Source organism: Nocardiopsis sp. iso_186, from assembly GCF_056173365.1.
On record NZ_CM149670.1, the window covers coordinates 2,543,299 to 2,566,101 of the forward strand.

The 22,803-nt window shown below is 71.2% G+C and carries 18 protein-coding genes; 5 read left to right on the forward strand and 13 right to left on the reverse strand.

Features of this window, described 5'->3' with window-relative positions; genetic code table 11:
• Nucleotides 1–11 precede the first annotated feature (11 nt).
• Genes AC0VYP_RS11290 through AC0VYP_RS11300 form a run of 3 tightly spaced genes read right to left on the reverse strand, consistent with a single transcriptional unit; the run spans nucleotide 12 to nucleotide 4,401 of the window.
• Nucleotides 12–1,733, reverse strand: a complete 1,722-nt coding sequence (locus tag AC0VYP_RS11290; RefSeq protein ID WP_285761852.1) for an ABC transporter substrate-binding protein — start codon at nucleotides 1,731–1,733, stop codon at nucleotides 12–14.
• Nucleotides 1,730–3,313 (reverse strand): hydantoinase/oxoprolinase N-terminal domain-containing protein, encoded by a 1,584-nt coding sequence (locus tag AC0VYP_RS11295; RefSeq protein WP_475473930.1) that lies wholly within the window; start codon nucleotides 3,311–3,313, stop codon nucleotides 1,730–1,732. Before AC0VYP_RS11295 ends, AC0VYP_RS11290 begins: the two co-directional genes overlap by 4 nt.
• On the reverse strand, nucleotides 3,310–4,401 hold the full coding sequence (locus tag AC0VYP_RS11300) for a DUF917 domain-containing protein (protein ID WP_285761854.1): 1,092 nt from the start codon (nucleotides 4,399–4,401) through the stop codon (nucleotides 3,310–3,312). Before AC0VYP_RS11300 ends, AC0VYP_RS11295 begins: the two co-directional genes overlap by 4 nt.
• 264 nt (nucleotides 4,402–4,665) lie before the next feature.
• Here AC0VYP_RS11300 and AC0VYP_RS11305 point away from each other — a divergent pair, with 264 nt between their 5' ends.
• The 3 genes from AC0VYP_RS11305 to AC0VYP_RS11315 all read left to right on the forward strand — a co-directional run bounded on the left by AC0VYP_RS11305 (nucleotide 4,666) and on the right by AC0VYP_RS11315 (nucleotide 7,586).
• Entirely contained in the window at nucleotides 4,666–6,027 is a 1,362-nt protein-coding gene (locus AC0VYP_RS11305) for a PucR family transcriptional regulator (protein ID WP_475473932.1), read from the forward strand.
• A 255-nt stretch (nucleotides 6,028–6,282) separates the two neighbouring features.
• Nucleotides 6,283–6,765: a hypothetical protein gene (locus tag AC0VYP_RS11310; protein ID WP_475473933.1), complete on the forward strand. Its 483-nt coding sequence runs from the start codon at nucleotides 6,283–6,285 to the stop codon at nucleotides 6,763–6,765.
• 200 nt (nucleotides 6,766–6,965) lie between these two features.
• Nucleotides 6,966–7,586, forward strand: a complete 621-nt coding sequence (locus AC0VYP_RS11315; RefSeq protein ID WP_285761857.1) for a histidine phosphatase family protein — start codon at nucleotides 6,966–6,968, stop codon at nucleotides 7,584–7,586.
• 42 nt (nucleotides 7,587–7,628) lie between these two features.
• Here the strand turns inward: AC0VYP_RS11315 and AC0VYP_RS11320 are convergent, their stop codons facing one another.
• Nucleotides 7,629–8,438 carry an alpha/beta fold hydrolase gene (locus tag AC0VYP_RS11320; protein WP_285761858.1) on the reverse strand — a complete coding sequence of 270 codons (810 nt, stop codon included), beginning with the start codon at nucleotides 8,436–8,438 and terminating at the stop codon, nucleotides 7,629–7,631.
• A 140-nt stretch (nucleotides 8,439–8,578) separates the two neighbouring features.
• Nucleotides 8,579–9,541, reverse strand: coding sequence for a LysR family transcriptional regulator (locus tag AC0VYP_RS11325; protein ID WP_475473935.1), 963 nt, complete (start codon nucleotides 9,539–9,541; stop codon nucleotides 8,579–8,581).
• A 94-nt stretch (nucleotides 9,542–9,635) separates the two neighbouring features.
• Here AC0VYP_RS11325 and tdh point away from each other — a divergent pair, with 94 nt between their 5' ends.
• Nucleotides 9,636–10,676 (forward strand): L-threonine 3-dehydrogenase, encoded by a 1,041-nt coding sequence (gene tdh / locus AC0VYP_RS11330; protein ID WP_285761860.1) that lies wholly within the window; start codon nucleotides 9,636–9,638, stop codon nucleotides 10,674–10,676.
• 10 nt (nucleotides 10,677–10,686) lie between these two features.
• On the forward strand, nucleotides 10,687–11,865 hold the full coding sequence (locus tag AC0VYP_RS11335; RefSeq protein ID WP_285761861.1) for a glycine C-acetyltransferase: 1,179 nt from the start codon (nucleotides 10,687–10,689) through the stop codon (nucleotides 11,863–11,865).
• A gap of 93 nt (nucleotides 11,866–11,958) precedes the next feature.
• On the opposite strand, the gene AC0VYP_RS11340 is transcribed toward AC0VYP_RS11335, so the two are convergent.
• The 8 genes from AC0VYP_RS11340 to AC0VYP_RS11375 form a co-directional block, all read right to left on the reverse strand.
• Nucleotides 11,959–13,212, reverse strand: a complete 1,254-nt coding sequence (locus tag AC0VYP_RS11340; RefSeq protein ID WP_475473936.1) for an NAD(P)/FAD-dependent oxidoreductase — start codon at nucleotides 13,210–13,212, stop codon at nucleotides 11,959–11,961.
• Complete coding sequence (locus AC0VYP_RS11345; RefSeq protein ID WP_475473938.1) at nucleotides 13,209–14,615, reverse strand: FAD-dependent oxidoreductase; 1,407 nt, start codon at nucleotides 14,613–14,615, stop codon at nucleotides 13,209–13,211. The genes AC0VYP_RS11340 and AC0VYP_RS11345 overlap by 4 nt, the downstream gene beginning before the upstream one ends.
• A complete protein-coding gene (locus tag AC0VYP_RS11350) occupies nucleotides 14,597–16,054 on the reverse strand; it encodes an FGGY family carbohydrate kinase (RefSeq protein ID WP_475473940.1) in 1,458 nt (485 codons plus the stop codon). The genes AC0VYP_RS11345 and AC0VYP_RS11350 overlap by 19 nt, the downstream gene beginning before the upstream one ends.
• On the reverse strand, nucleotides 16,051–16,878 hold the full coding sequence (locus AC0VYP_RS11355) for a DeoR/GlpR family DNA-binding transcription regulator (protein WP_285761865.1): 828 nt from the start codon (nucleotides 16,876–16,878) through the stop codon (nucleotides 16,051–16,053). Before AC0VYP_RS11355 ends, AC0VYP_RS11350 begins: the two co-directional genes overlap by 4 nt.
• Nucleotides 16,879–16,880: 2 nt before the next feature.
• Nucleotides 16,881–17,891, reverse strand: coding sequence for an ABC transporter permease (locus tag AC0VYP_RS11360; RefSeq protein WP_475473941.1), 1,011 nt, complete (start codon nucleotides 17,889–17,891; stop codon nucleotides 16,881–16,883).
• Nucleotides 17,891–19,423 carry a sugar ABC transporter ATP-binding protein gene (locus AC0VYP_RS11365; RefSeq protein ID WP_475473942.1) on the reverse strand — a complete coding sequence of 511 codons (1,533 nt, stop codon included), beginning with the start codon at nucleotides 19,421–19,423 and terminating at the stop codon, nucleotides 17,891–17,893. Before AC0VYP_RS11365 ends, AC0VYP_RS11360 begins: the two co-directional genes overlap by 1 nt.
• A gap of 31 nt (nucleotides 19,424–19,454) precedes the next feature.
• Nucleotides 19,455–20,462: a sugar ABC transporter substrate-binding protein gene (locus tag AC0VYP_RS11370; protein WP_285761868.1), complete on the reverse strand. Its 1,008-nt coding sequence runs from the start codon at nucleotides 20,460–20,462 to the stop codon at nucleotides 19,455–19,457.
• A gap of 174 nt (nucleotides 20,463–20,636) precedes the next feature.
• A complete protein-coding gene (locus AC0VYP_RS11375; protein ID WP_475473944.1) occupies nucleotides 20,637–22,757 on the reverse strand; it encodes a N,N-dimethylformamidase beta subunit family domain-containing protein in 2,121 nt (706 codons plus the stop codon).
• Nucleotides 22,758–22,803 lie beyond the last annotated feature (46 nt).

A 22,803-nucleotide genomic window follows, 5' to 3' on the forward strand; every position in this document is an offset into this window, starting at 1 on the left:
GGCCGTCGGGGTCAGGCCGGCGTGTAGTCGTGCACGAAGGCGACGTTGGCGTACATCGGGTTGTCCACGAACCCGCCGACCCCGGTGCTGACCGCGCGCAGGTAGCGGCGGGTGCCCAGGAACAGCGCGGGGGAGTCCTCGACGAGGATCTCCTGCATCTGCCGGTACATTTGCGCGGCCCCGTCCTCGTCGGTGGCCGTCACCGCGCCCACGTCGTCGATGAGGGCGTCGAGCTCGGGGTTGGAGTAGTACGCGAGGTTGAACACGCTCTCCTCCTCGGTGCGGAAGAGGTTCTGATACCACGAGATCGGCTGGGGGTCGTCGGGCCACCAGTACATGAGCAGGATGTCCTGGCGGTCCTCCGGGTCGGCCTCAAGCGCCCGCGGCCACTGCGCGGAGTCCCAGGGCAGAGCCTCCACGCCGAGTTCGACGCCCACGTCGGCCAACTGCGACTGCATCAGGCTGACCATGGTGGCGATGTCCTCGTCGCCCTCGGTGTAGGTCAGTTCCAAGGACAACTGCTCGCCGTCGCCGTAACCCGCCTCCCGGAGGAGCTCCTCGGCGGCCCCGGGGTCGTGCCCCAGAAGACCGGCGTCGTCCTGGTGGCCGAGCAGGCCCTCGGGGATCACCCCGTCGGACTCCACGAACACGCCCTCGGAGGTGTCGATCAGTTCGGCGTAGTCGATCGCGTGCGCCACCGCTCGGCGGACCAGGGGGTCGTTCAACGGAGCCTTCTCCGTGTTGAGCAACCCGAACAGGTTCTGCCAGGAGGTGGTGTCGGTGACGGTCACGGTGTCGTCGTCGCGCAGACCGTCGAGCAGCTGCGCGGGCATACTCTGCACGTAGTGCGCCTGCCCCGACTCCATGAGCTGGGCGGCGGTGGAAGGCTGGGACACGACCCGGTACAGCACCTTCTCGTAGTGCGGACCCTCCCAGCCCTTCCAGTAGTCCGCGTACTGGGTCAGGGCCAACTCGTTCTCGTCGCCGGGACGCCACGACTCCACCGTGTAGGGGCCGGTGCCGAACGACACGGCCTCGAAATCCTCGTCGGAGGACGGGATCTCGTAGACGTAGGCGCCGTAGGAGGCCGAGCTGATCAGGTCCAGCGGAGCGGCGTAGGACAGCTCGAACTCCACGGTCGAGGCGTCGGGAGCGCTGATCGACTCCACCGGGTCCCACAGGTAGGCGGCCCCCGAGCCCTTGTCGATGGTGCGTTCGATGGCGTCCTTCACCGCCGTCGCGTCCATCGGCGCCCCGGAGTGGAAGGTGACGTCCTCCCGCAGGGTGAACGTCCAGGTGGTGCCGTCGTCGGACCTCGACCATTCGGTGGCCAGCAGCGGCTCGACCGCTGAAGTCTCAGAGTTGTACCTGGTCAGCGTCTCGTAGATGTTGGGGAAGGCGAAGAGCTCGTTGGAGTAGGAGGCGGCGGGGTCCCACTCGGTGACCACCTCGGTGGGGGCCAGGTAGGTGAAGGTCGTGGAGTCGGCTTCGGAGGTTCCGTATCCGCCTGCGGAACACGCCGATACCAGCAGGGTCGCGGCGGTCGCCGCCGCGCCCAGGGGCAGAGCACGGTGGCTGCGAGAGCGTGCGGGGGAGGGCTCTGTCGGTGTCATCTTCTTCTGCTCGTCGTCGATGGGCCGGTCCGCGGCGTTGCCGCGGGCGGTGCGGGCCGTTGCCACCGGTTCGGGGACCGAGGACAGCGATCGGGCGGTGTCCTCCCGGTCGGAGGTCACATCCTGCTCAGAGGCCCCGCGGCCTTCACGCGCACCCGGACTGCCGGCTCGCGCAGATAGGACAACGGGATCTCGTCGATCTCGATGATCTCAACAGAGTCGGGTGCGGCGCCCGCCGCAATGGCACTCTCCACGGCCGCCCCGCGCGCCTCGTCCAGGACCCGGGCCCGGTCGCTCTCGCGCGACCCCACGGAGAAGACGCGGTTGACGTTGCCGCTCACGGTGCCGATCGCCGCGCCGATGGCGTTGGCCACGTCGTAGTGGTCGGGGCGGATGACCGTTGTGACCCCGGGCAGGCCCTCGGGAACGAGCACGCTTCCCCCGCCCACCGCGATCAGCGGCAGGTCGCCCCGGGTGACCTTGATCCGGTCCACCGCATCGGCGATGCGCTGGTCGCACACCTTCAATGCGGCGGCCAGCAGGGGATGAGTACTCGGCGCAGGTGCGCGGTCGCCGATCGTGGCGCGCCCCGCGGCAACGGCGGCGTCGGACAGGGTCGCCGTGGGGCCGCCGAAGACGAGGGCCTTCTCGCCCAGCTCGTAGCCCACGCTGCGCGGACCGACCGTCACACCGCCGGGCGAACCAGCGACCGTCGTGCCGCCGCCGATCGCGATGCTGACCAGGTCGGGCATCCGGAAGTTGGTGGCGACACCGCCGATCTCGACCCCGAAGGCCGACTCCCGCGGGAACGACTGGGCCAGGGCGCCGATGTCGGTCGAGGTACCGCCAACGTCGGCCACGAGCGCATCCGACACCCCGGTCAGGTAGGCCGCCCCGCGCAGGCTGTTGGCGGGGCCGCTGCCGATGGTCAGCACCGGTGTCCGCGCGGTGGACTCCAGGCTCATCAGGGTGCCGTCGTTCTGTGCGAAGTAGGGCACCGCGTGGTCCAGTCCCTGCTCCCGCAGCGCCTCTTCGATGGCCCGGATCACGTGTACCGCGACCCGGCCCAGTGCGGCGTTGAGGATCGTGGCGTTCTCCCGCTCCAACAGCCCCAGCGATCCCACCTGGTGCGACAACGAGACGGGAATGTCGCCCAGCTCCCGCCGCACCGTGGCCAGCGCCAGCTCCTCGTGCCGCGGCGAGACCGGTGCGAAGACGCTGGAGACGGCCACCGCCTCGGCCCCGCTCCGGGCCGCCTCCGCGCAGAAGCGCGCAACGGCGTCGGTGTCGAAGGGGGTGCTGTCGCTGCCGTCCAGCTCCAGTCCGCCGCGCACGATCGCCGAGTGCGCGCTCACGGCGGTGCGCAGGCTCGCGGGCCAGCCGTACATGGGGCGAACCGCGTTGGAGGCGGGTGCGCCCACGCGCAGCGCGGCCACCCGCACCAGGTTGCTGCGCTCCAGGAGGGCGTTCGTGGCGTGCGTGGTGCCGATCATGACGTGGCCCACCCGCTCCGCCGCCACACCGGGAGCGGCGAGCACCGCCTCCAGCGCCGCACCGATCCCACCGTTGACGTTGGCGGTGGTGGCGACCTTGGCGCGGGCGAGCGGGGCGCTGGAACCGTCCAGCACCACCGCGTCGGTGTTGGTGCCGCCCACGTCCACGCCGATACGCAGGTCGGTTCGTGGTGTCGTGCCGGTCATCGGGTCTCCTCCGCCGCAGTGGTGCCGCCCGTCGAGCCGATCGGCTCGTAGTCGAAGTCGTAGCCGAAGGCACGGGGCCCCACGAGCTCCAGGCCCCGGGGACTGCGCCAGATATCGGGGGAGGGCAGTACCAGCAGGCTCACGCGCTGGCCGTAGCGCAGCAGCTCGGTGAAGATCACGTCGCTGGTCTGGGCGTCCAGGAGGGTGATGATGTCGGGGACGGATGCCAGGATCTCACCGTCCTCCATGACCACCAGGTTCTCGTTCTGGATCTCCACGCGGACGAGGCGGCCCTTGTCCTCGCGGATGCCGTCGATGAGGACGCTGCCGCGCACGAAGCCGTCCACGGTGCGCCGGTACACGTCGCTGACCTTGCCGTTGATCAGGACCCGACCGTCGAGGTGGCGAAGCACCCCGCCGATGCGGTCGTGGCGTGCCGAGGAGATGACCTCACCGATACGGATGGCCTTGCTCACGCTGCCCAGCACCGTGGCGGTGCGGGCCTGGGCGCCGGTCAGGATGTGGTCGGAGGTGCAGGCGAACCCGCCGAAGGCGACCGCCACGGCTCGCGCGACGCGCTCCAGCCAGTGGGCGTCCATGTCGCGGAACATCATCGAGTGGCCGCGCTCGTCCACCAGGGCGGTGGGGGTGGCGGGGATGCCGGCGAGGTGCATGCTGATCATCTGCATCTCGGGGTAGGCACGTCCCATGCCGTCGGCGTCCACCAGTGGCAGTCCGGCGTGGGCCGCCCACATCACCGGGAGCAGGGCGTTGTTGCCGCCCACCTCGCTGGCCATCATCGCGTGGACGGGGCGACCGGTCTCGCGCTCGATCATGGCCCGCAACCATCGCCCCTGCTCGGGGTTGCCGATCTTCTCCAGCGTGATGTCGGGGGAGCCCAGGCCGGCGACCGGAAGCACCAGTTCGTCGTCGGGGACGGCATCCACCGGGATCACCTCGACCGGTCCCAGCTCTTCCACCGCCTGGAGCGCGGCGAGCAGGCCGACCTGTGTCGATCCGCCTCCGCCGGCACCCAGTATGGCTGCGCCTCGGGCATAGTCGGGCAGATTGTTCACGTCGAGTAGCACTGTTCGATCCTAGGAACATCCGACCTTTTGTGCCTTGGGCCCTCGGCACCCCGGTTTTCGGTTTTTTGGTCGTGGTGCACAATAAACACCATGCCGAAACTGTCGGAAGTGCTTTCTAGTCCAGGATTGGAAGCGCTTTCGTATGTGATTGCGGATGTTCCTGAGCGGAACGTGGGCGACGTCACCATGATATGGGACCCGGGGGAACTCGCCAAAGTTCCGTCGAATACCGCTGTCGTACTGGCATCGCCCATGACACAGGCGATGAGCGACTACCAACTGGACGTATGGTGCCGCACGGTCGGCCAGCGCCGGGTCAGCGCTCTGCTGCTGCTGGGCTATCCGGCCGAGGACGTCCCCCGCACCGCGCAGCGGATGGCCGCGCGCTACGGATTCGTCCTGGCCTGTCTGCCTCTCGGCGCCGACGAGAGCGCGGTACTGCGCGACCTGGCGCGGGCGGTTGACGGAGGGGCCGGCGAAGCCCTCAGCCGCGCGGTGCGACTGGCCCGGCTGCTCGCCGAGACCGGGAAGTCCGCGGAGTCAGCGGACTTCGACCCGAGCCGCCTGTGCGAACTCGCTCAGGAGGCGACCGGGATCGTGTTCGTCGCCCGCCGTCCCCGCGCGGGCGAGATCGGCGCACCGGTCCTGGCCGACGGGGTCGAGGTCGGCCACGTCAGCGCCGTGCTGCCCGGCGGGTCCGGCGACGCCTTGGCCGAGGTCGGGGTCCGCCTCACGGTGGAGGCCGCGATGCGGCTGATCGCGGTGCGCGACCGCGCCGACGAACTCCCCGTGCGCACCCGCGGCCAAGTGCTGCGCGAGATCCTGGTCGCGAGCGGTCAGCACCTCAACGAGCTCGTCCCGCGCGCACGTGCGCTCGGCCTGGCCATCGACGATTGGCACCTGGTGCTCGCGGTCGAGACGACCGGGCGCCAGCAGAGCGAACTGGAACGCGTGACCTTCGCCGAGATCGTCGGCGGCGCCGCTCTGCGCTCCGTCGGGCGCAGTGCCGGTGGCTCCGGCGAGGGGAGCGGCACCGGCTGGCACCTGGCCTTCGCCGAGGGCACGCCACTGCTGGTGCGCACCTGGCGGCGCGACCCCGGGGTGCGTGCGGCCCACCAGATCAGAACGACCGCGACAGCCATCCGCGCCGAACTCGCCGAGCGTTTCCCCGACTGGCAGGTCCGCTGCGGTGCCGGCAGCGTGCACGAAGGCGTCGAGGGGCTGCGCACCTCCTGGGCGGAGTCACGGGCCGCTCTGCTCAGCGACATGCCCGGTCACGGATCGGTACCCGACCCGGTCGTGCTCTTCGACGACCTGGGCCTGCACCGGATGCTGGTGGAGTGGTTCGCCACCGGTGCCGCCCGCACCGCCGTGCGCGACATCCTCGCACCGTTGGACGCACAGGGGCCGGCCAAGGCGGCGACGATGGTGCGGACCCTGCGGGTCTATCTGGACAACCAGGGGTCCATCAGTTCCACGGCGACGGCGCTCAACCTGCACCGCAACGCCATCACCTACCGGTTGAAGCAGATCACCGCCCTGTTGGAGACGGACCTGTCCGACCCCGACCACCGGCTCGCCGTGCACCTGGCCTGCCGGGCCTGGCAGTACCGCGCCGAGGAGTAGCGTCCACCGCGTCCCCCGGGCGGGCCGCGTCACGCCATTGCTGGTGGCGGGGTGTTTTGGCGACCTCTTGACGCACCGCATGTTTATGGTGGACCCCCTCGGGCAGGCGAGGGCGTGGTCCGGAAGCGAGGCCGAACGAGAGTCCGGCTCACGTGCTCCCGGCGGAGTATCCGCCGGAGACCACAGTGGGCGGGTTCCGGCGCGAACACCCGCCGCTCTCGATCGCCGCTCCCGACCTGCTCGACGAAGGAAGTCATGACCGTCCCCGACGTGCAGCGTCGCCCGTCGTATTCGAGTCCCCATGGCCGGCCCCCAGGGGCCTACGCAGCAGGGCCGGTAGCCGAGCGCCGGACCCTTCGCGCCTTCGACCGTGTCCGCCCCGACTCCACAGGAGCGCTTGTGCCCACTGGCTTTCACAAGACCCGTACCGCCGTCAACCTCATCTGGAACGCGAAGGCCGACCACTCCACCAGGACCAGCCTGCACGGGGTCTACCGCGCGCTGCGCGCCGCCGAACAGGCACTGACCAGGCTGCCCGAGACCGCCGAGCAGCGGCTGGCGGAGCTGCGCCGCACCGTTGCACCCCTGGTCGGGGAGAACGTGGCCGGACGCGACGCCGCCACTCTGGCGGGCCCCGGCTACACCGGCCTGTCCGACCTGGACGACACCATGGCCCGGCTCCTTCTCAGCCGGCACGCACCCCACGCAGCCGCGGCATCGGTGGGTGCCCCGGCGTAGTCCCGTGCGCGTGCCGTGGCCGCTCCTGCGGCCACGGCACGCGGAGTGGAGCGCGCCTGCGCCGCGCCGGGGCGGTCGATCCCGGACGGGTGACGGTGCGCGCTTGAATAATGAACGTCCCGCAAGTTCGGAGGCGACGATGCGCGATCCCAGAGGTCAACGACCGGTTGCGGTGCCCGTGGTCGCGGGGGAGGGGCCTCATGGCTGAACTGGTGCTCGTACGCCACGGCCAGACCGAGTGGAGCCGCGAGGGACGGCACACCGGCCGCACCGACGTGCCGTTGGACGAGCGCGGCGAGTGGCAGGCACGCGCGGTCGCGCCGCTCCTGAACGATCGGCGCGTCGCCCTGGCCCTGACCAGTCCGCTCCGCAGGGCGACCCGTACCGCGCTCCTCGCCGGTCTGGTGGACGCGCGCCCCGACGCCGACCTGATGGAGTGGGACTACGGCGGCTACGAGGGCATCACCACCGCCCGGATCCAGGAGGACCGGCCCGGTTGGGACCTGTGGGCCGACGGGGTGGTCCCCGGTGACGGCCAGCACCCGGGGGAGACGGTTGACGAGGTGGGCGCCCGTGCGGACCGGGTACTGGCCGCGGTCGCCGATCGCCTCGGTGACCCGTCGGGCGGTGACGTGGTGGTGGTCGCGCACGGCCACCTGCTGCGCGTTCTCGCCGTGCGCCGTCTCGGCCTGCCCGCGTGTGCGGGTTCGATGTTCGCACTGGCGACTGCGACACTGAGCAGTATCGGTGTGGAGCACGGCCGCCCGGTGGTGACCGCGTGGAACACCAGACCCCCCGCCCCGAGCGAATCTACGCCGTAAAGGCAGCGGTTGTAGCAACCGCCCGACCATCGGAGCCTCTGGTCAGGACGGTTCGTCGTCGGAGTCGTCTAGAAAACCCGCCACCGCATGGGCCACACCCTCGGGATCGTCGTCGTGGATCCAGTGCCCGGCGGCGGGGAACTCCACGAGCCGGGTGTTCGCCCTGCGCCGGACCATCTCCTCGGCAAGCGCGACGGGGAGCAACGTGCTTCGGCCGCCGCGCATGACCAGGGCCGGACAGGTCGAGCCGAGCCAGTCGTCCCACCAGTCCCCGAGCCCGCCCTCCTGGACCGCCATCATCGTGTCCCAGTCGAACAGCAGCCGCCAGTGATCGTCCTCGGCCACCGCGCTCCGCATGAAGTAATCGCTGTCGGGGGCCCCGGCGGCCTCGATCCGCTCGGCGAGCGCCCGACGGGTCGGAGCACGGTCGGGCCAGCCGCGGACGTCGAGGACGGGATGCTCGACCTCCGGTCGGCGCATGACCGGACCCACGTCCTCGATCACCAGTCCCGACACCAGGTCGGGATGGCGTGCGGCGAGCTGGTAGGCGGTGATGCCGCCCAGGGAGTGGCCGAACACCACGGCCGGCCCGATTTCCAGTTCCCGCAGGAAGAGTGCTGCGTCCTCGACGAACGCTTCCCGGGTGAACACGTCGGCGCCGTCACTGGCGCCGTGGCCGCGCTGATCGGGTGCCACGACCCGGGCGCGCCCGGAGAGCCCCGCGGCCAGACCCGCGAAGATCGAGCCCCGGCCGAAGGTGCCGTGGAGGGCGAGCAAAGGGACGCCCCTGCCGCCGAAGTCGGTGTAGCAGACCGTTCGTCCGGCGATCCGGGTCCGCGAGTATCCGTGCACGAAAGGAACCTACCCGCGCCGCAACCGGTTATGGATTCGGTCATGATTCGGTCCGGGCCCCGCCTCCTCCGGCGCGGCGAACAGGAGGAAGGGGCCGCAGCGGCGGGGCGGGTGCGGGCCGGCGGTTCGGAGGGGTCGTGTCAGGAGGGCGCCTCGGCGCAACCGGCGGGAGAGCCCGTCGCCTGCGCCTCGGCCGGGCCCCCGGCGTCGGGGGCCGCGGCGCGCAGCGCATCCAGGACGGCCGCGTGCAGGGGGTGGTGTTCACTGCCCCGGCGCAGCGCGGCGAAGACCCGGCGGGTGGGCGGGCTCCCGTTGAGCGGCCGGCGCACCGCCCCGGCCAGGGTCACCCCGTGCAGTGCCGAGCGCGGCACCAGCGCCACACCCGCTCCCGCCGCAACCAGCGCGGTCACCGCGCGAAAGTCGTCGGAGAGGCAGCCGGGCCGCAGTTCGAACCCGGCGTGTTCGCAGGCCAGCTGCACGACGTCGTGGCAGGGATTGCCCGGCCACGGGGTCACCCAGCGGTCCGCGGCCAGCGCGGTGATCGCGATGTCGCGGTCACCGGCCAGCCGGTGATCGCCGGGCAGCACCGCGTCGAAGGGCTCCACGAACAGCGACACCCGGGTGATGCGCTCGTCGTCGCGCAGGGCACCGCGGTACTCCGGGGTGATGGCGATGTTGACCTCGCCCTCCACCAGCATCGGCAGGCTGACGTTGCCCTCGGCGTCGCGGACCCGGACGTCCACCTGCGGTTCCGCGGTGGCCAAGGACGCGATGGCCGGAGCCACGACCAGGCCGATCGCGGTGGCGAACGCGGCCACCGTGACCTCGCCGGAGGTGCCCTGGGTGTGTGCGGCCAGTTCGGCCTCGGCCCGTTCGAGCTGGGCGGCGACCGCGCCGGCGTGCACGGCCAGGATCTCGCCCGCGCGGGTCAGGCGCACCGTACGCCCGCGCCGTTCCAGCAGTGGCTGCCCGACCTCGGCCTCCATGGCCGCAAGCTGCTGGGACACCGCGGAGGGCGTCAGGTGCAGGGCGGACGCGGCAGCGGTGACGGTGCGGTGGTCGGCGAGGGCGCGCAGCACGGCCAGCCGGCGAGGATCGATCACGGGTGCGAACCTAACAGTCCGTGCAGAATTCCTTAAAGAAAATACGAGAAAATACTGATGGACTTCACAGAATCTGTGTGGCGATAGTTGCACCATGAAGGCTCTGAGAAAGACGGTGGCGGGACCGGGCGTCGAACTGGTCGAGGTACCCGACCCCCAGGTCGGTGACCGCGACGTGCTCATCCGGGTGCTGCGCACCGGGATCTGCGGCACCGACCTGCACATCGACGCCTGGGACGACTGGGCCGCGCGCACGGTTCGGCCGCCGCTGGTGCTGGGGCACGAGTTCGTCGGCGAGGTCGCCGCGGTCGGCGCGGCCGTCACCGATGTCCGCCCCGGCGAGCTGGTCAGCGGGGAAGGCCACCTGGTCTGCGGTGCCTGCCGCAACTGCATGGCCGGCCGGCGCCACCTCTGCGTGCGCACCATCGGACTGGGCGTGCACACCGACGGCGCCTTCGCCGAGTACGTGGTCCTGCCCGAGGCCAACGTCTGGGTGCACCGCCAACAGATCGACCTCGACGTCGCCGCGGTCTTCGACCCCTTCGGCAACGCGGTGCACACCGCACTCGCCTTCCCCGTCCTGGGCGAGGACGTCCTGATCACCGGCGCCGGCCCCATCGGCATCATGGCCGCCGCGGTGGCCCGCCACGCCGGAGCGCGCCACGTCGTCATCACCGACGTGAGCCCCTACCGGCTCGAACTGGCCCGCAAGGTCGGAGTGAGCCTGGCGCTGGACGTGCGCACGAGCGCCATCTCCGACGTCTACGAGGAGCTGGGCATCAAGGAAGGCTTCGACGTGGGCCTGGAGATGTCGGGCCGCCCCGAGGCGCTGCGTGCCATGACCGCGGCGATGACCCACGGTGGACGCATCGCGGTCCTGGGCCTGCCCGCCGAGGACATCCCCATCGACATGGCCCGCGTCGTCACGCACATGCTCACCATCAAGGGCATCTACGGCCGCGAGATGTTCGACACCTGGTACTCGATGTCGGTGCTGCTCCAGGGCGGACTCGACATCAGCGCCGTCATCACCGACCGGTTCGGCTACCTGCAACACGCAGAGGCCTTCGCCGCCGCCCGCTCGGGCGACTGCGGCAAGGTCGTCATCGACTGGACCCGACCCACCGTCTCCTAGGGAGTAACCGATGTTCGACGGCATGCGCGACGACCTGCGCACTCAACTCGACGAGATCCGCGCGGCCGGCCTGTTCAAGGGCGAGCGGGTGATCTCCAGCCCGCAGGCGGCCGGCATCCGGGTCAACGGCCAGGAGGTACTCAACTTCTGCGCCAACAACTACCTCGGCCTCGCCGACCACCCCGACATCGTCGCCGCGGCCAAGACCGCGTTGGACGAATGGGGCTTCGGCATGGCCTCCGTGCGTTTCATCTGCGGGACGCAGGAGCCGCACAAGCGCCTGGAACAGGAGCTGTCCCGCTTCCTGGGCACCGAGGACACCATCCTCTACAGTTCCTGCTTCGACGCCAACGGCGGCGTCTTCGAGACCCTGCTGTCCGCTGAGGACGCGGTGATCTCCGACGAGCTCAACCACGCCAGCATCATCGACGGCATCCGGCTCAGCAAGGCCGCGCGTCACCGCTACCGCAACCGCGACATGGCCGACCTGGAGCGCTGCCTCAAGGAGTCCGCCGACGCGCGCCACCGGCTCATCGTCACCGACGGCGTGTTCTCCATGGACGGCTACCTGGCACCCCTGGACGAGATCGTGGCCCTGGCCGAGCGCTACGACGCGCTGGTGATGGTGGACGACTCCCACGCCGTGGGCTTCGTGGGCCCCGGCGGTGCCGGCACCCCGGCGCTGTTCGGCGTCACCGATCGGGTGGACATCGTCACGGGCACGCTGGGCAAGGCACTGGGGGGCGCCAGCGGCGGCTACGTCAGCGCCCGCGCCGAGATCGTGGAGCTGCTGCGCCAGCGCTCCCGGCCCTACCTGTTCTCCAACTCGCTGGCCCCCGCGATCGTGGCTGCCTCGCTCACGGTGCTGGAGCTGCTGGAGGCGTCCGACGACCGTCGGGCCCAGTTGGCGCGCACCACCGAACTGTTCCGCTCGGAGATGACCGCGGCGGGGTTCGACATCCTGCCCGGCGAGCACGCCATCGTCCCGGTGATGCTGGGCGATGCCGCCCTGGCCGGACGCATGGCCGATGCGCTGCTGGAGAAGGGGATCTACGTGATCGCGTTCTCCCACCCGGTGGTGCCCAAGGGCAAGGCCCGGATCAGGGTGCAGCTCTCGGCCGCGCACTCCAGCGACGACGTCCGGCGCGCGGTCCAGGCGTTCACCGAGGTCCGGGACGCGCTTGCCTGATCCGGCCGCCCTCGGCCCGCCCCCGTTCGGCGGGCCGAACGGCCGTCGGGCGGCGTGGTCGCACGCGCGTGCGACCACGCCGCCCGGTCGGTGTCAGTCCCCGACGCCGATCCGCAGTGCGGGGCCGTTCAGGTTGACCGCTCGCAACCACCCCGCGGGGATCAGGGTGGGCCGGGTGGGGGTCAGGCGCCTGCCCCGCCCGTGCCACAGCGTCCGCTCGCCCTGGGTGACGCGCAGTGCGGTGAACGCGGCGAAACGGTTGGGACGCAGGATGAACCGACCCCGCGCGGGCAGGTCCCCGGTGGAGCGGACCCGTCCGGGATGGACCCATTCCAAGGACGCGTCGGTTTCGATGGGGACCCCCGCCTGCGCAACGCGGGTGTCCCGCTCCACGAGCCACCGCGCGACGGCCTGCCCGGCATGGCGCCCGGACAGGGCCGCGATGTCGGCCTGCTCGACCGGGTGGCACAGGTTGCCCGCGGCGAACACCCCCGGCATCGAGGTCGCGCCGCTGGTGTCCACGACCGGACCGAGCGCGGCCGAGGCGACGTCGATCCCGTCGTGCAGTCGGGCCAGTTCGTTGTCGGCGATCCAGTCGCCGGTGAAGACGACCGTGTCGCAGTCCACGACCACCCGGCGGCCGTCGTCCAGCCGCTCCAGTTCCACCCCGCTCAACCGCGGTTTGCCGTGCAGCGCCCGCACCCGGACCCCGGTCATCGGCCGGACGCCGAAGGCCGCTGCCGCACCCAGGTGGAACACCGCATACGACTGTTGACGCGACAGCTCGGTGACCAGGCCGACCACCGACACGCCCGCATGGCGCAGCGTCGCCACCGCCGAGTAGCTGACGTGCTCGGCCCCCACTACCAGCGCCCGGCGGCCGATGGGGCGCCGGTAGAAGTAGACCTCCTGCTGGAGCTGGCCGGTGGTGTAAACGCCGGCCCCGCGGTCACCGGGGACCCACCGGGCCGAGCGGTTGCGCTCGCGCGCCCCCGACGCCAGCAGTACCGCGTCGGCGTGCAGGACCTCGCGCCCTCCTGGACTGGTGACCTCCAGCCCCAGCCCGGCTCCGGGGGCCCAACCGGTGACGGTGCTCTCGGTGCGCAGGTGCACGCCGGCCCGGCGCGCGGCCTGGACGTAGTGGCGGGCGTAGCCCGGGCCGGACAGCACACGGTGCAGGTCCCGGATTCCGTACCCGGGGTGGGCGCAGTGCCGCGGGATCCCGCCCATGGCGGACTCGCGGTCCACGACACTGACCCGGGCCACTCCGGCGTTGCGCAGCGCGATCGCCGCGGCCAGGCCTGACGGCCCGCCGCCCACGATCGCGACGTCGGTGGTGTCGTTCACTGGTTGACCTCCGCGGTCAAGGGGGCGTCGGGTCCGTCGTCGAGCAGTCGGCGCACGGCCGCGCCGCAGAAGAACCCCTGGCAGCGGCCCATACCGGCCCTGGTACGCCGCCGAAGCCCGTCGGCGGTGGCGGGAGGCAGGTCGCTGCACAGGGCGTCGCGGATCTCACCGCGGCTGACCCGTTCACAGAAGCACACGACCTGTCCGTAGGAGGGGTCGGCGGCGATCCGCTCGGGCTGTTGGTAGGGGCGCGACTGCGCCTGCCCGATCGGGGGCATACGGGGCGGCTCCGGGAGACCGTCGGGGGCGGGGGCCTCCCCGAGGTCCAGGCCGTGGCGCTGGCCCAACTGCGCGGCGACGTGCTCGGCGATGGCCATCCCCGAGGTCAGCCCGGTGGAGCGGATACCGCCCACGCAGGTGTAGTGCTGGTCGGGGTGGAAGGACACCTGGTAGTCGTCGTGCTCGGTGGCCGCGCGCAGTCCGGCGTAGATGGTCGTGACCTCCTCGCCGAGCAGTTCGGGGATGATGTGGGCGCCCTTGGCGCGCAGCTGGGCCAACCCCTCCTCGGTCAACTCCGTGGCGCGTTTGTCGTCGAGGTTCTCCGCGGTGGGGCCGAGCATGACGTTGCCGTAGACGGTGGGCGCGACCAGCACACCCTTGCCCATCGCCGTGGGTACCGGCAGGATCACGTGGTTGATCAGCCGCCGCGCCAGTTTGTCGAACACGATCAGCTGCCCGCGGCGCGGTGTCACCGTGAACGTCGCGTGGCCGAACATGCGGTGCACGGTGTCGCTGCCCAGCCCGGCGGCGTTGACGACCTCGCGGGCGCGCACCCCGCCGGCGGTGGTCGCCAGCTCCACGTGGTCGGCGCGCGGCTCGGCGCCCCGGACCCGGGTGGACAGCAGGACGGTGGCGCCGTGGCGCTTGGCCTCGGTCACGAAGGCCAGCGTCGGCGTCCACGGGCACACGATCCCCTCGTCGGGGACCTCCAGCGCGCCCAGGGCGTGTGCACCCACGTGGGGTTCGCGGGCGCGCACCTCGGAGGCACCGATGACGCGCGCCGACCGGTAGCCGTTGTGTTCGGCCTTCTCCCGCAGCCCCGGCAACGCCGCCAACTGCTCGTCGTCCCAGGCCACCAGTAGCGCCCCCAGCGGTTCCAACGGGATTCCCGCGCGGCGGGCGTAGGCCGACAGCAGCGTGTGGCCGCGCGCGACCAGCCGCGATTCCAGCGTGCCGGGCTTGGCGTCGAAACCGGTGTGCAAAATGGCGGTGTTGGCCTTGCTCGTGGCGTTGCCGACGTCGTCCTCGGCGTTGACCAGGACCACGTCGGCTCCGCGCACCGCGAGCTCGCGGGCGATCGCGGCCCCGACCACCCCTGCTCCGATCACTGCGACGTCGTACACGGTGTCTCCCCCAGAAGTCGTTCGTTCCATCGCCGGGCCAGGTCCAGTCCGGTGCGCCATCGCGCGAGCGTTTCGGCCGCCCACGCCCTGTCCTGGACCGGTTCGACCACGCGCCCGTTCGCGGGCAGCGCGACCGGCAGGCCGGTGAGGGCCCGCATCCCGAAGTCGGCCGCGCCCAGCACGGTCGCCTCGGTCACCGTGCAGACCTCGACGGGGGCGCCCAGCAGGTCGGCCTGGAGCTGCGCCAGGACCCGGGAACGGGTCAGCCCGCCGTCGATTTTCAGCGTGGTCACGGGCGTGCCCAGGTCCGCCGCGGCGGCCCCGGCCAGGTCCGCCACCTGGGCGGCGATCCCCAAGCACACCGCGCGCACCAGGTGGGAGCGGGTGGCGGCCAGGGTGAGGCCGAAGAACGCGCCCTGCACCCCCGGTTCCCAGTAGGGTGCCGCCAGTCCGGCCAGGGTCGGCACGAAGTACACCCCCGCGGTGTCGTCCACCTGTGCGGCCAGCGCATCGATCTGCGCGACGTCGTCGAGGACGCCGATGTCGCGCAACCAGGCCACGGCCCGGCCCGCGGTGTGCACCTGGCCGTCCAGGCACCAGCGCCGTTGTCCGTCCGCCTCCCACGCAAGGGAGAGGGCCAGCCCCGATCGGCTGCGCACCGGTCGGTCCCCGACGTTGACCACCAGGAACGCCCCCGTTCCGTAGGTGCACTTGGCCGCCCCGACCTCGGTGGCGCGCTGTGCCCACAGCGCCGCCTGCTGGTCCACGACGACTCCCGCGACCGGCAGGGACGGGCCGAAGGCATCGGTGCGTCCGACCACGGCGTCGCAGGGCACCACCTCGGGTCGCTGCTCGCCGTCCAGGCCGAACAGGCCCCACGCCTCGTCGGACCACTCCACCCGCTCGACGTCGAGCAGCATGCTGCGCGACGCGGTCGCGGCGTCGGTGACGAAGGCGCCGGTCAGGTGGTGCAGCAGCCAGGTGTCGGTACTGGTGACCACGCCCTCGGCGGTGACGTTGTCGCGCAACCAGCGCATCTTGGGCGCGGTGAAATAGGGGTCCAGGGGGAGCCCGGAGATCTCCGCCAGCCGCTCGGCGACGTGCGCGAGCCGGGCACAGGTGTCGGTGGCGCGCCGGTCCTGCCACACCACGCACGTTGACAACGGTGTTCCGGTGGAGCGGTCCCAGGCGAGGACGGTCTCGCCCTGGTTGGCCAGGGACACCCCCACGACGGGTGTCGCCGCGGCGGCCAGCGCCTCCCGGCCGCTGTCCAGAACCGAGGACAACAGGTCGTGGGGGTTGACCTCGACGATGCCGGGGCCCGGGCACGACACGGCCACAGGGCGGTAGGCCTCGGCGAGCAGGCGGCCGTCGGCACCGACCACGGCCGCCTTCGTCCCCGAGGTCCCCTGGTCGATGGCCAGGATCGCCGGGGTCACCGCTGCCCACCCCCCTCATCGGGATCGGGGGCGCGCCCCGCGTAGACCGTCGTCCCCGCCTCGCGAAACTCCGCGATCAGTTCGGGGTCGGCCTCGGAGTCGGTGATGATGGCGGTGACCGCGTCCCAGTCGCACACCTTGCGCAGGGCGACGTGGCCGAGTTTGCTGCTGTCGGCGAGGACGTAGACCCGGCTGGCGTTCTTCACCGCGGCGAGGCGCACGGCGATCTCGTCCACGTGGTAGTCGGTCAGACCGATCACGGGGTGGGCGCCCCCGGAGCCGATCACGGCGATGTCCGGGTAGAACTTGCGGACCTGCGCCTCGGTGTCGGCCCCCGAGACGACCAGCTCGTCGTGGCGCAACCGGCCCCCCGCCAGATGGACGTCCACCCCCGGACGGTCGGTGAACGCCGCGGCGACGGTGATGCTGTTGGTCAGGATCCGGCCGCGGAACGTGTCGGGCAGGCGTCGGGCAACGGCCAGCACGGTGGTGCCCACGTCCATGAACAGCGTGTCCTCTTCGCCCACGAGGGAGGCCGCCACCGCGCCGATCTCGTTCTTGGCCCGCTGTTGGAAACCCTCCCGCTCGGCGCGCAGCGGCTCGCTGCTGCGCGAGAGCCGCTGACCGCGCGCCACCCCGCCGTAGACACGGCGCACCGCGCCCTCGCGTTCCAGCGCGACCAGGTCACGGCGTACCGTCTCCGCCGACACGCCGGTCTGCTCGGCGATGTCGTTGGGGCGGAGCACCTCGGTCCCCTCCAGCAGCGTGAGGATGAGTGTGCGCCGTTCGTCGGGCAGCATCCTGAGTTCTCCTTCTACCGTCATGGTCACTTCCGGCGAAGGATAAGCCGGAGCCTGCTGGGTTTCTGACCCAGTTCGTCCAGTCCGGCGGCGGCGATGAGTGCCAGGCCGGTGGCGATCGCCTGGCCGTAGTAGGGGACGTTCATGAGCGTCATGCCGTTGTGCAGGACCCCCAGGAAGAGCACTCCCAGCAGGACGCCGACCATGGTGCCGCGGCCGCCGCTGAAGGCGATGCCGCCCAACAGCACCGCGGTCAGGACCTCCAGTTCGAAGTTGACGCCCAGGGTCCCGGGCGGCGCCGAGTCCAGGCGTGCGGCGTAGAGCAGCCCGCCCAGCCCCGCGGCGGCGCCGATGGCCCCGTACAACAGCAGCGGGAGCCGTTTGACGGCGACCCCCGACAAAAAGGACGCTTCCTGGTTGACGCCGATGGCGTAGACGTGGCGTCCGGCGGGGGTCCCGTAGAGGAAGAACGCACCGAGGGCGAACACGGCCAGTGCGATCCAGACCGGGACGGGAACCCCGAGGTAGACGCCGCGGCCCAGCAGACCCATTTCGGCACCGAACCCGGCCGGGGGGTTGTCCCGCAGGAACTGGGTGATGCCGCGGAACAGTTGCAGGGTGCCCAGGGTGACGATGATCGGACTGAGCTTGGTGAAGGCCACGAAGAAGCCGTTGAACAGGCCGCAGGCGATGCCGACCAGGATGCCGGCCAGAGCCGCCAGGTACCACGGCGTGTTGTGGTTGACGATGAGCAGGCCGGTGATCACCCCGGCCAGTCCCACGGCTGAGCCGACCGACAGGTTGACGTAGCCCATGATGACCAGCAGCGCTTGGGGCACGGCCACCACGAGCAGGACCGCGCTGGACAGCGCGATGTTGCGGACGTTGCCCACTGTGAAGAACAGCGGGCTCTGGACGGCGAAGAAGGCGATCAGGACGAGGAGCCCGATCATCAGGGCCGAGCGCAGCGCGATCTCCACCGGGTCGCGCCCGGTGCCCGGGCCGCTGGAGCGCGGGGCGGCAAGAGTGGTGCTCATCAGTGCTCTTTCGGTGCGTTGGGGGCGTCCATCGTGTCGGTGGTGACACCGGTGAACTGGTGGGCGCGGTCCAGGAGGGCCGACTCGGTGATCGCGTCCCCGGTGAACTCCGCGACGGCGCGGCCCTCTTCGACGACGACGGCTCGTTCGGCGAGTTCGGCGACCTCTTGGGCGTCGGAGGACGCGAAGACGACGGCCAGGCCGCGGTCGGCCAGTTCACGGCACACGTCGTAGATCTGGCGCCGAGCCCCCACGTCCACCCCCTGGGTCGGCTCGTCCAGCAGCAGTACGCCCAGCCGGTCCGCTTGGGCCAGCCAGCGCCCTAGGATCAGTTTCTGCTGGTTGCCGCCGGAGAATTCCGCTCCTTTGCGGCGAGGGGCGAGAGGTTGGAGGTTGACCCGCTCGCCGATCCGGGCGAACGTCGCCCGTTCTGCGGATGCACGGCGCACCCCCAGGGTGCCCAGGCGGGTGAACGAGGGCAGCAGCAGGTTGTCGGCGGCCGAGCGCGAGCCGAGGAGGGCTTGGCGCAGGCGGTCCGAGGGAACCAGGGCCACCCCCGTGCGCAGTGCCGCGGCCGGTGTGCGGGGACGGTGCGCCCGCCCCCCGACCATCGCCGTCCCGCCGGTGGCGCGGAACCGACCGGCGAGTGTCTCCAGCAGCGAACTGCGGCCCGAGCCGAGCACTCCGTAGAGGCCGACGATCTCGCCGGCGCGCACGTCCAGGTCGATCGGGCCGAACCGTGGACCCCGCAGGCCGGAGAGCTCCAGTACCGGTGGGCCGGTGGCTGCCGCACGCGTGGCCCGCTTTGTCGGGGCGACCGCGCCCGAGATCGCGGCCACGATCTCGTCGGGCCGGACCTCGGCCACCGGGCGGCTCATCGCGACCGCGCCGTCCCGGATGACCGTCAACCGGTCGGCGATGCGAAACACCTCGCCCAGCCGGTGCGTGGTGTAGATGATGCGCGCCCCCATTTCCTTCATCTTCGCCACCTCGGTGAAGAGGCGCTCGCTCTCGCTCTGGGACAGGGAGGCGGTGGGTTCGTCCAGGATCAGCACCCGCACGGACGTGCGGTGCCACGCCTTGGCGATCTCCAGGAGCTGCTTGGTGCCCATGGGAAGGTCACCGACCCGTGCCTTGGGGGAGACGGCGATACCGAACCGCTCCAGCAGTTCCCGGGCCTGGGCGAGTTGGCCGCGCCGGTCGATGACGCCCAGGCCCCGCATCTCCTGTCCGAGGAACAGGTTGTCCACCACCGACAGGACGTCGATGAGGGACAGGTGCTGGTGGATGGTGGCGATCCCGGCGTCGAAGGCGCGGGCCGGGCTCAGGTCGGCCAACGGCCGGCCGTCGAGGGTGATGGTTCCCGAGTCGGGGACCACGACGCCGCCGACGCACTTGATCAGGGTGGACTTTCCGGCCCCGTTGGGGCCCAGCAGCGCGTGGACCTCCCCGGGCTCGACCGTGAGGTTGACCCCCTTGAGGACGGTGAAGGAACCGTAGCTCTTCACCACATCGCGCATCCGCAGCGACATCGCGTTCTCCCCTCGTGGTCGTGTGGTCGGGTCAGGAGGAGTAGTCGCCGAGGTAGTCCTGCAGCTCCGGGTGGTCGGAGTCGATGGCCACCGGAGGCACGTTGACGCCGTCGGTCTCCTTGCCCTCGAGGATGTCGGCGGGCACGTCGGTCACCGCGTAGCCGATGTCGCGGATGCGCACCGCCACGGAGACGCGGTAGATGCCGCCGTCGGAGACGGCCTGGAGCCCTTCGGCGGACCCGTCCTGGCCGCCGATGAACACCGAGGGGTCGTCGGCGTCACGGCCGGCGTTGAGGAACGCCTGGCGTGCGCCCAGGCCCACGTCGTCGTTGTAGGCCAGCACCATGTCCAGGTCGGGGTTGGCCTGCAGGACGGTGCTGGTGATCTTCTCGCCGTCGGTACGGGTGCCGGCCTTCTGGGTGGAGACCACCTCGATGTTGTCGGCGTCGCCGGGGAAGACCTCGTTGAGGCCGTCGTCGCGCTCGGCGCCCACGGCAAGGTCGCGGTTGTTGAGGATGAGGACCTTGACGGTGTCCTCCTGCTCGGCGGCCCACGCCGCCGCGGCCTTGCCGAGTTCCTGGCCGCTCTCCAGGCCGCTGAACAGGACCGAGGCGTCCTGGTTCTCCAGCGGTGAGGCGTAGGAGACGAAGACGGTGCAGTTGCCCATGGCCTCCTTGGCGAGCGGTTCCATGGAGGCCGGCTCCAGCGGGTAGGACACGATGGCCGGGATCTGCTGGGTGACCCAGGTCTGGACGTTCTGGGTCTGCTTCTCCAGGTTCTCGTCGTCGGCGGTGAAGCGGATCTCGTAACCGCGCTCCTCGCCGCGCTCCTGGGCGAAGCGCTGGAGGTCTCCGTAGACCGACAGCGAGGTCAACGGGTAGTCGAAGCCGATGACCTTCTCGGCGGAGCGTTCGCAGTCGCCGCCCGACCCGCCGGCCTCCTGGATACCGCCGCAGGCGGTGCCGCCGAGCAGCGCGGTCAGGGCGAGGGGCGCGGCCCACAGGGAGCGGCTGGTGGCGGATGACTTCTTCATGGTCATGACAGGTTCCTTCGCACAAGGGAAAGGTGGGGCGGGGGCACGATCGGAGTGCGCGGTGATGCGCGACGGGCACCCGGGGTCGGGGTGCGTGGCTCCCGGGCCGCGGACCCCGAGGGTGGGCGGGGCAGGCGGCGGGGGAGCGGGAAACGGGCGCCGGTGGGGACGCGGGGACGCTCAGCGCGCGGAGGCGGTGTTCTTGGCGCCGCGGTCGCGGAAGTTGCGCAGGACGTTGCGCAGCAGGTGGGAGACGTTGTTGTCGTAGTCGTTGACGGGGACACAGCCGGTGAAGCAGATGGATCCGACGGAGAACACCGCACCGCCGCTGGGCTGCTCCACGACGACCATGTCCGATCGCACGTCGGTGCACTCGCTGCCGCCCAGACCGGGGGCGAGCATGAGCACGTCCTCGACGGCGAGCTGGTAGTAGTCGCTGTGCCGGCGCGAGGTGGCAAGGACCGCGGTGTTGGGCGGGCTGCCCAGCGCGAAGTCGCAGCGGTTGACCTCGTCACCGCTGGCGCCGTCCATGATCAGGCCGAAGTCGCCGATGACGCGGTCGTCCACGCCCTCGAAGACCCAGGACCACTCGGGCGCGTAGGACAACTCGGTGCGTTCGAAGGGCGGTGCCTTCTCGTCCCATCCCTGGCTGCACATGCCGACCCCGAGCATGGCGTTGGGACTGCGGCCGCGCCAGCGCCAGAGACCGCCCTGTTCGCCCGTCGTGGAGTGGTGCTGCTCGCCCGGCCGCACTTCCCAGGTGCGGATTCCCGACGAGCGGCGGACCTCCAGCGCGTGCGGGCGCTCGGGGTCCTGGGAGGTCACCCAGTAGAAACCGTTGCCCCCCAGGTACATGAGGCTGCCGCCGCTACCGGTGTGGCGTGCGATCGAGTCGAGCATCGACTGGCTGTGGTACTCCGGGTGGGACCCGGTGACCACGACCTGGTAGTCGTCGAGCAGATCGGGATCGGCGTGCAGGTCGTGGTCGCTGATCACGTCGTACTCGAAGCCCTGACGCCGGAACCAGGGGATGAGGTAGAGGTCGGCGCCCAGGTGGCGGGGCGCGTTCTGTAGCCACATCCGGTAGTCGGGACGCATGTTGGGGATCGGCCGCAGGAAGCTGGAGTAGCACACGCCCGAGCCGTCGGAGTGGTGGTCGTAGAGGCTGCCGCCGAACTCCGGATGGTCGGCCAGCGCACGGTCGAAGCGGTCGGGGGTGATCGGGTGGTCGGTGATCCCCTCGGCTTCGTAGTCCAGCCGGTGCTGCAAGCGCTCGTTGGCGTAGGCGACGTAGGTGAACGTGGGGATCAGGTAGGCGACCGGGGCCTTGGCCTGGTGGTCCGCCGGACGCACCACCACCGGGATGTGGTCGGTCTCGCCCCCTTCGGGGGTCCGGACCCGGACCCGGACCGCGTAGATTCCGCTGGGCAGGTCGGCGGGCAGCCCGACCCTGGCACTGACCTGCCATCCGGCGTCGATCAGGTCGTCGTCGTGGAAGTGGATCGCCCCGTACTGTTCGGGAGCCGTCCTCGGGTCGGAGGCGGAACCGTCCCAGGAGTGCCCGGTCATGGCGCGTGCGGGCATGTTGACCAGTCGGGCATGGTGCCGGTTGCCGCTCACGTCGGGCACGCCGGCCTCCGCGTGGTCCTCGGAGAAGGCCCATTCGGCGACCACTTCTCCGTCGGAGCGCACGACGGGGCGTTCCAGCTTGCCGTTGTAGAGGCCCTCGGGGCGGGCACGGCCGGGGCCGACCTTTTCCAGCCGGGTGGCCGCGGCGAGTACACCGGATGCCCGGTCCAGGCCGGGGGCACCTGAGCCGGAGCGTTCGGAGTGGGCGGCCTCCCCGGCGAAGGGGGTGACGGCGGTGGCGCAGACCTGGGTGCGGTCACCGTCCAGTGTGGCGCGCACCCGGTACCAGCGGCGGGCCGACAGCGGTGCGTCGAGCCGGACCGCCGTCCCCTCCGCTGTGATTACGGCCGGACGTCCATGGTCCAGAACCAGTGCCGCGACCGTGCCGCCCGCGTCGTTGACCACGCTGAGCAGCCCCTGGACGCCTTCGGAGTCGGGGGTCGTGGGCCAGGCCAGGACCTCCAGTGTCGTTCGGGGGCCGAGCCGCCCGGCGAACACCCCCTCGGCGACGAGGTAGGAGCCGGGCAGGGTGATCTGGGGGCCCACTGCGGTCTCGACGGGAGCCCAGGAATCGACGGGTTCGGTCACGAAGCCGGGGCCGCGTGGGTTCTCGTCCCCGTGCACCAGGCGGACGAGGTCGAGTGTCGCTGTTCCCTCAGGCGCACTGATCATTACTGAGAGTTCATCGCCGGGCTGCGCGGACAGCCGATCGAGGTAG

What these genes read in the sequence shown, in the direction of transcription:
- AC0VYP_RS11295 (WP_475473930.1), bottom strand. Translation starts at nt 3,313, where the DNA reads ATGACCGGCACGACACCACGAACCGACCTGCGTATCGGCGTGGACGTG.
- AC0VYP_RS11305 (WP_475473932.1), top strand. Translation starts at nt 4,666, where the DNA reads ATGAGCGACTACCAACTGGACGTATGGTGCCGCACGGTCGGCCAGCGC.
- AC0VYP_RS11310 (WP_475473933.1), top strand. Translation starts at nt 6,283, where the DNA reads ATGACCGTCCCCGACGTGCAGCGTCGCCCGTCGTATTCGAGTCCCCAT.
- AC0VYP_RS11315 (WP_285761857.1), top strand. Translation starts at nt 6,966, where the DNA reads ATGGCTGAACTGGTGCTCGTACGCCACGGCCAGACCGAGTGGAGCCGC.
- tdh (WP_285761860.1), top strand. Translation starts at nt 9,636, where the DNA reads ATGAAGGCTCTGAGAAAGACGGTGGCGGGACCGGGCGTCGAACTGGTC.
- AC0VYP_RS11335 (WP_285761861.1), top strand. Translation starts at nt 10,687, where the DNA reads ATGTTCGACGGCATGCGCGACGACCTGCGCACTCAACTCGACGAGATC.
- AC0VYP_RS11355 (WP_285761865.1), bottom strand. Translation starts at nt 16,878, where the DNA reads ATGACGGTAGAAGGAGAACTCAGGATGCTGCCCGACGAACGGCGCACA.
- AC0VYP_RS11360 (WP_475473941.1), bottom strand. Translation starts at nt 17,891, where the DNA reads ATGAGCACCACTCTTGCCGCCCCGCGCTCCAGCGGCCCGGGCACCGGG.
- AC0VYP_RS11365 (WP_475473942.1), bottom strand. Translation starts at nt 19,423, where the DNA reads ATGTCGCTGCGGATGCGCGATGTGGTGAAGAGCTACGGTTCCTTCACC.
- AC0VYP_RS11370 (WP_285761868.1), bottom strand. Translation starts at nt 20,462, where the DNA reads ATGACCATGAAGAAGTCATCCGCCACCAGCCGCTCCCTGTGGGCCGCG.
- AC0VYP_RS11375 (WP_475473944.1), bottom strand. Translation starts at nt 22,757, where the DNA reads ATGATCAGTGCGCCTGAGGGAACAGCGACACTCGACCTCGTCCGCCTG.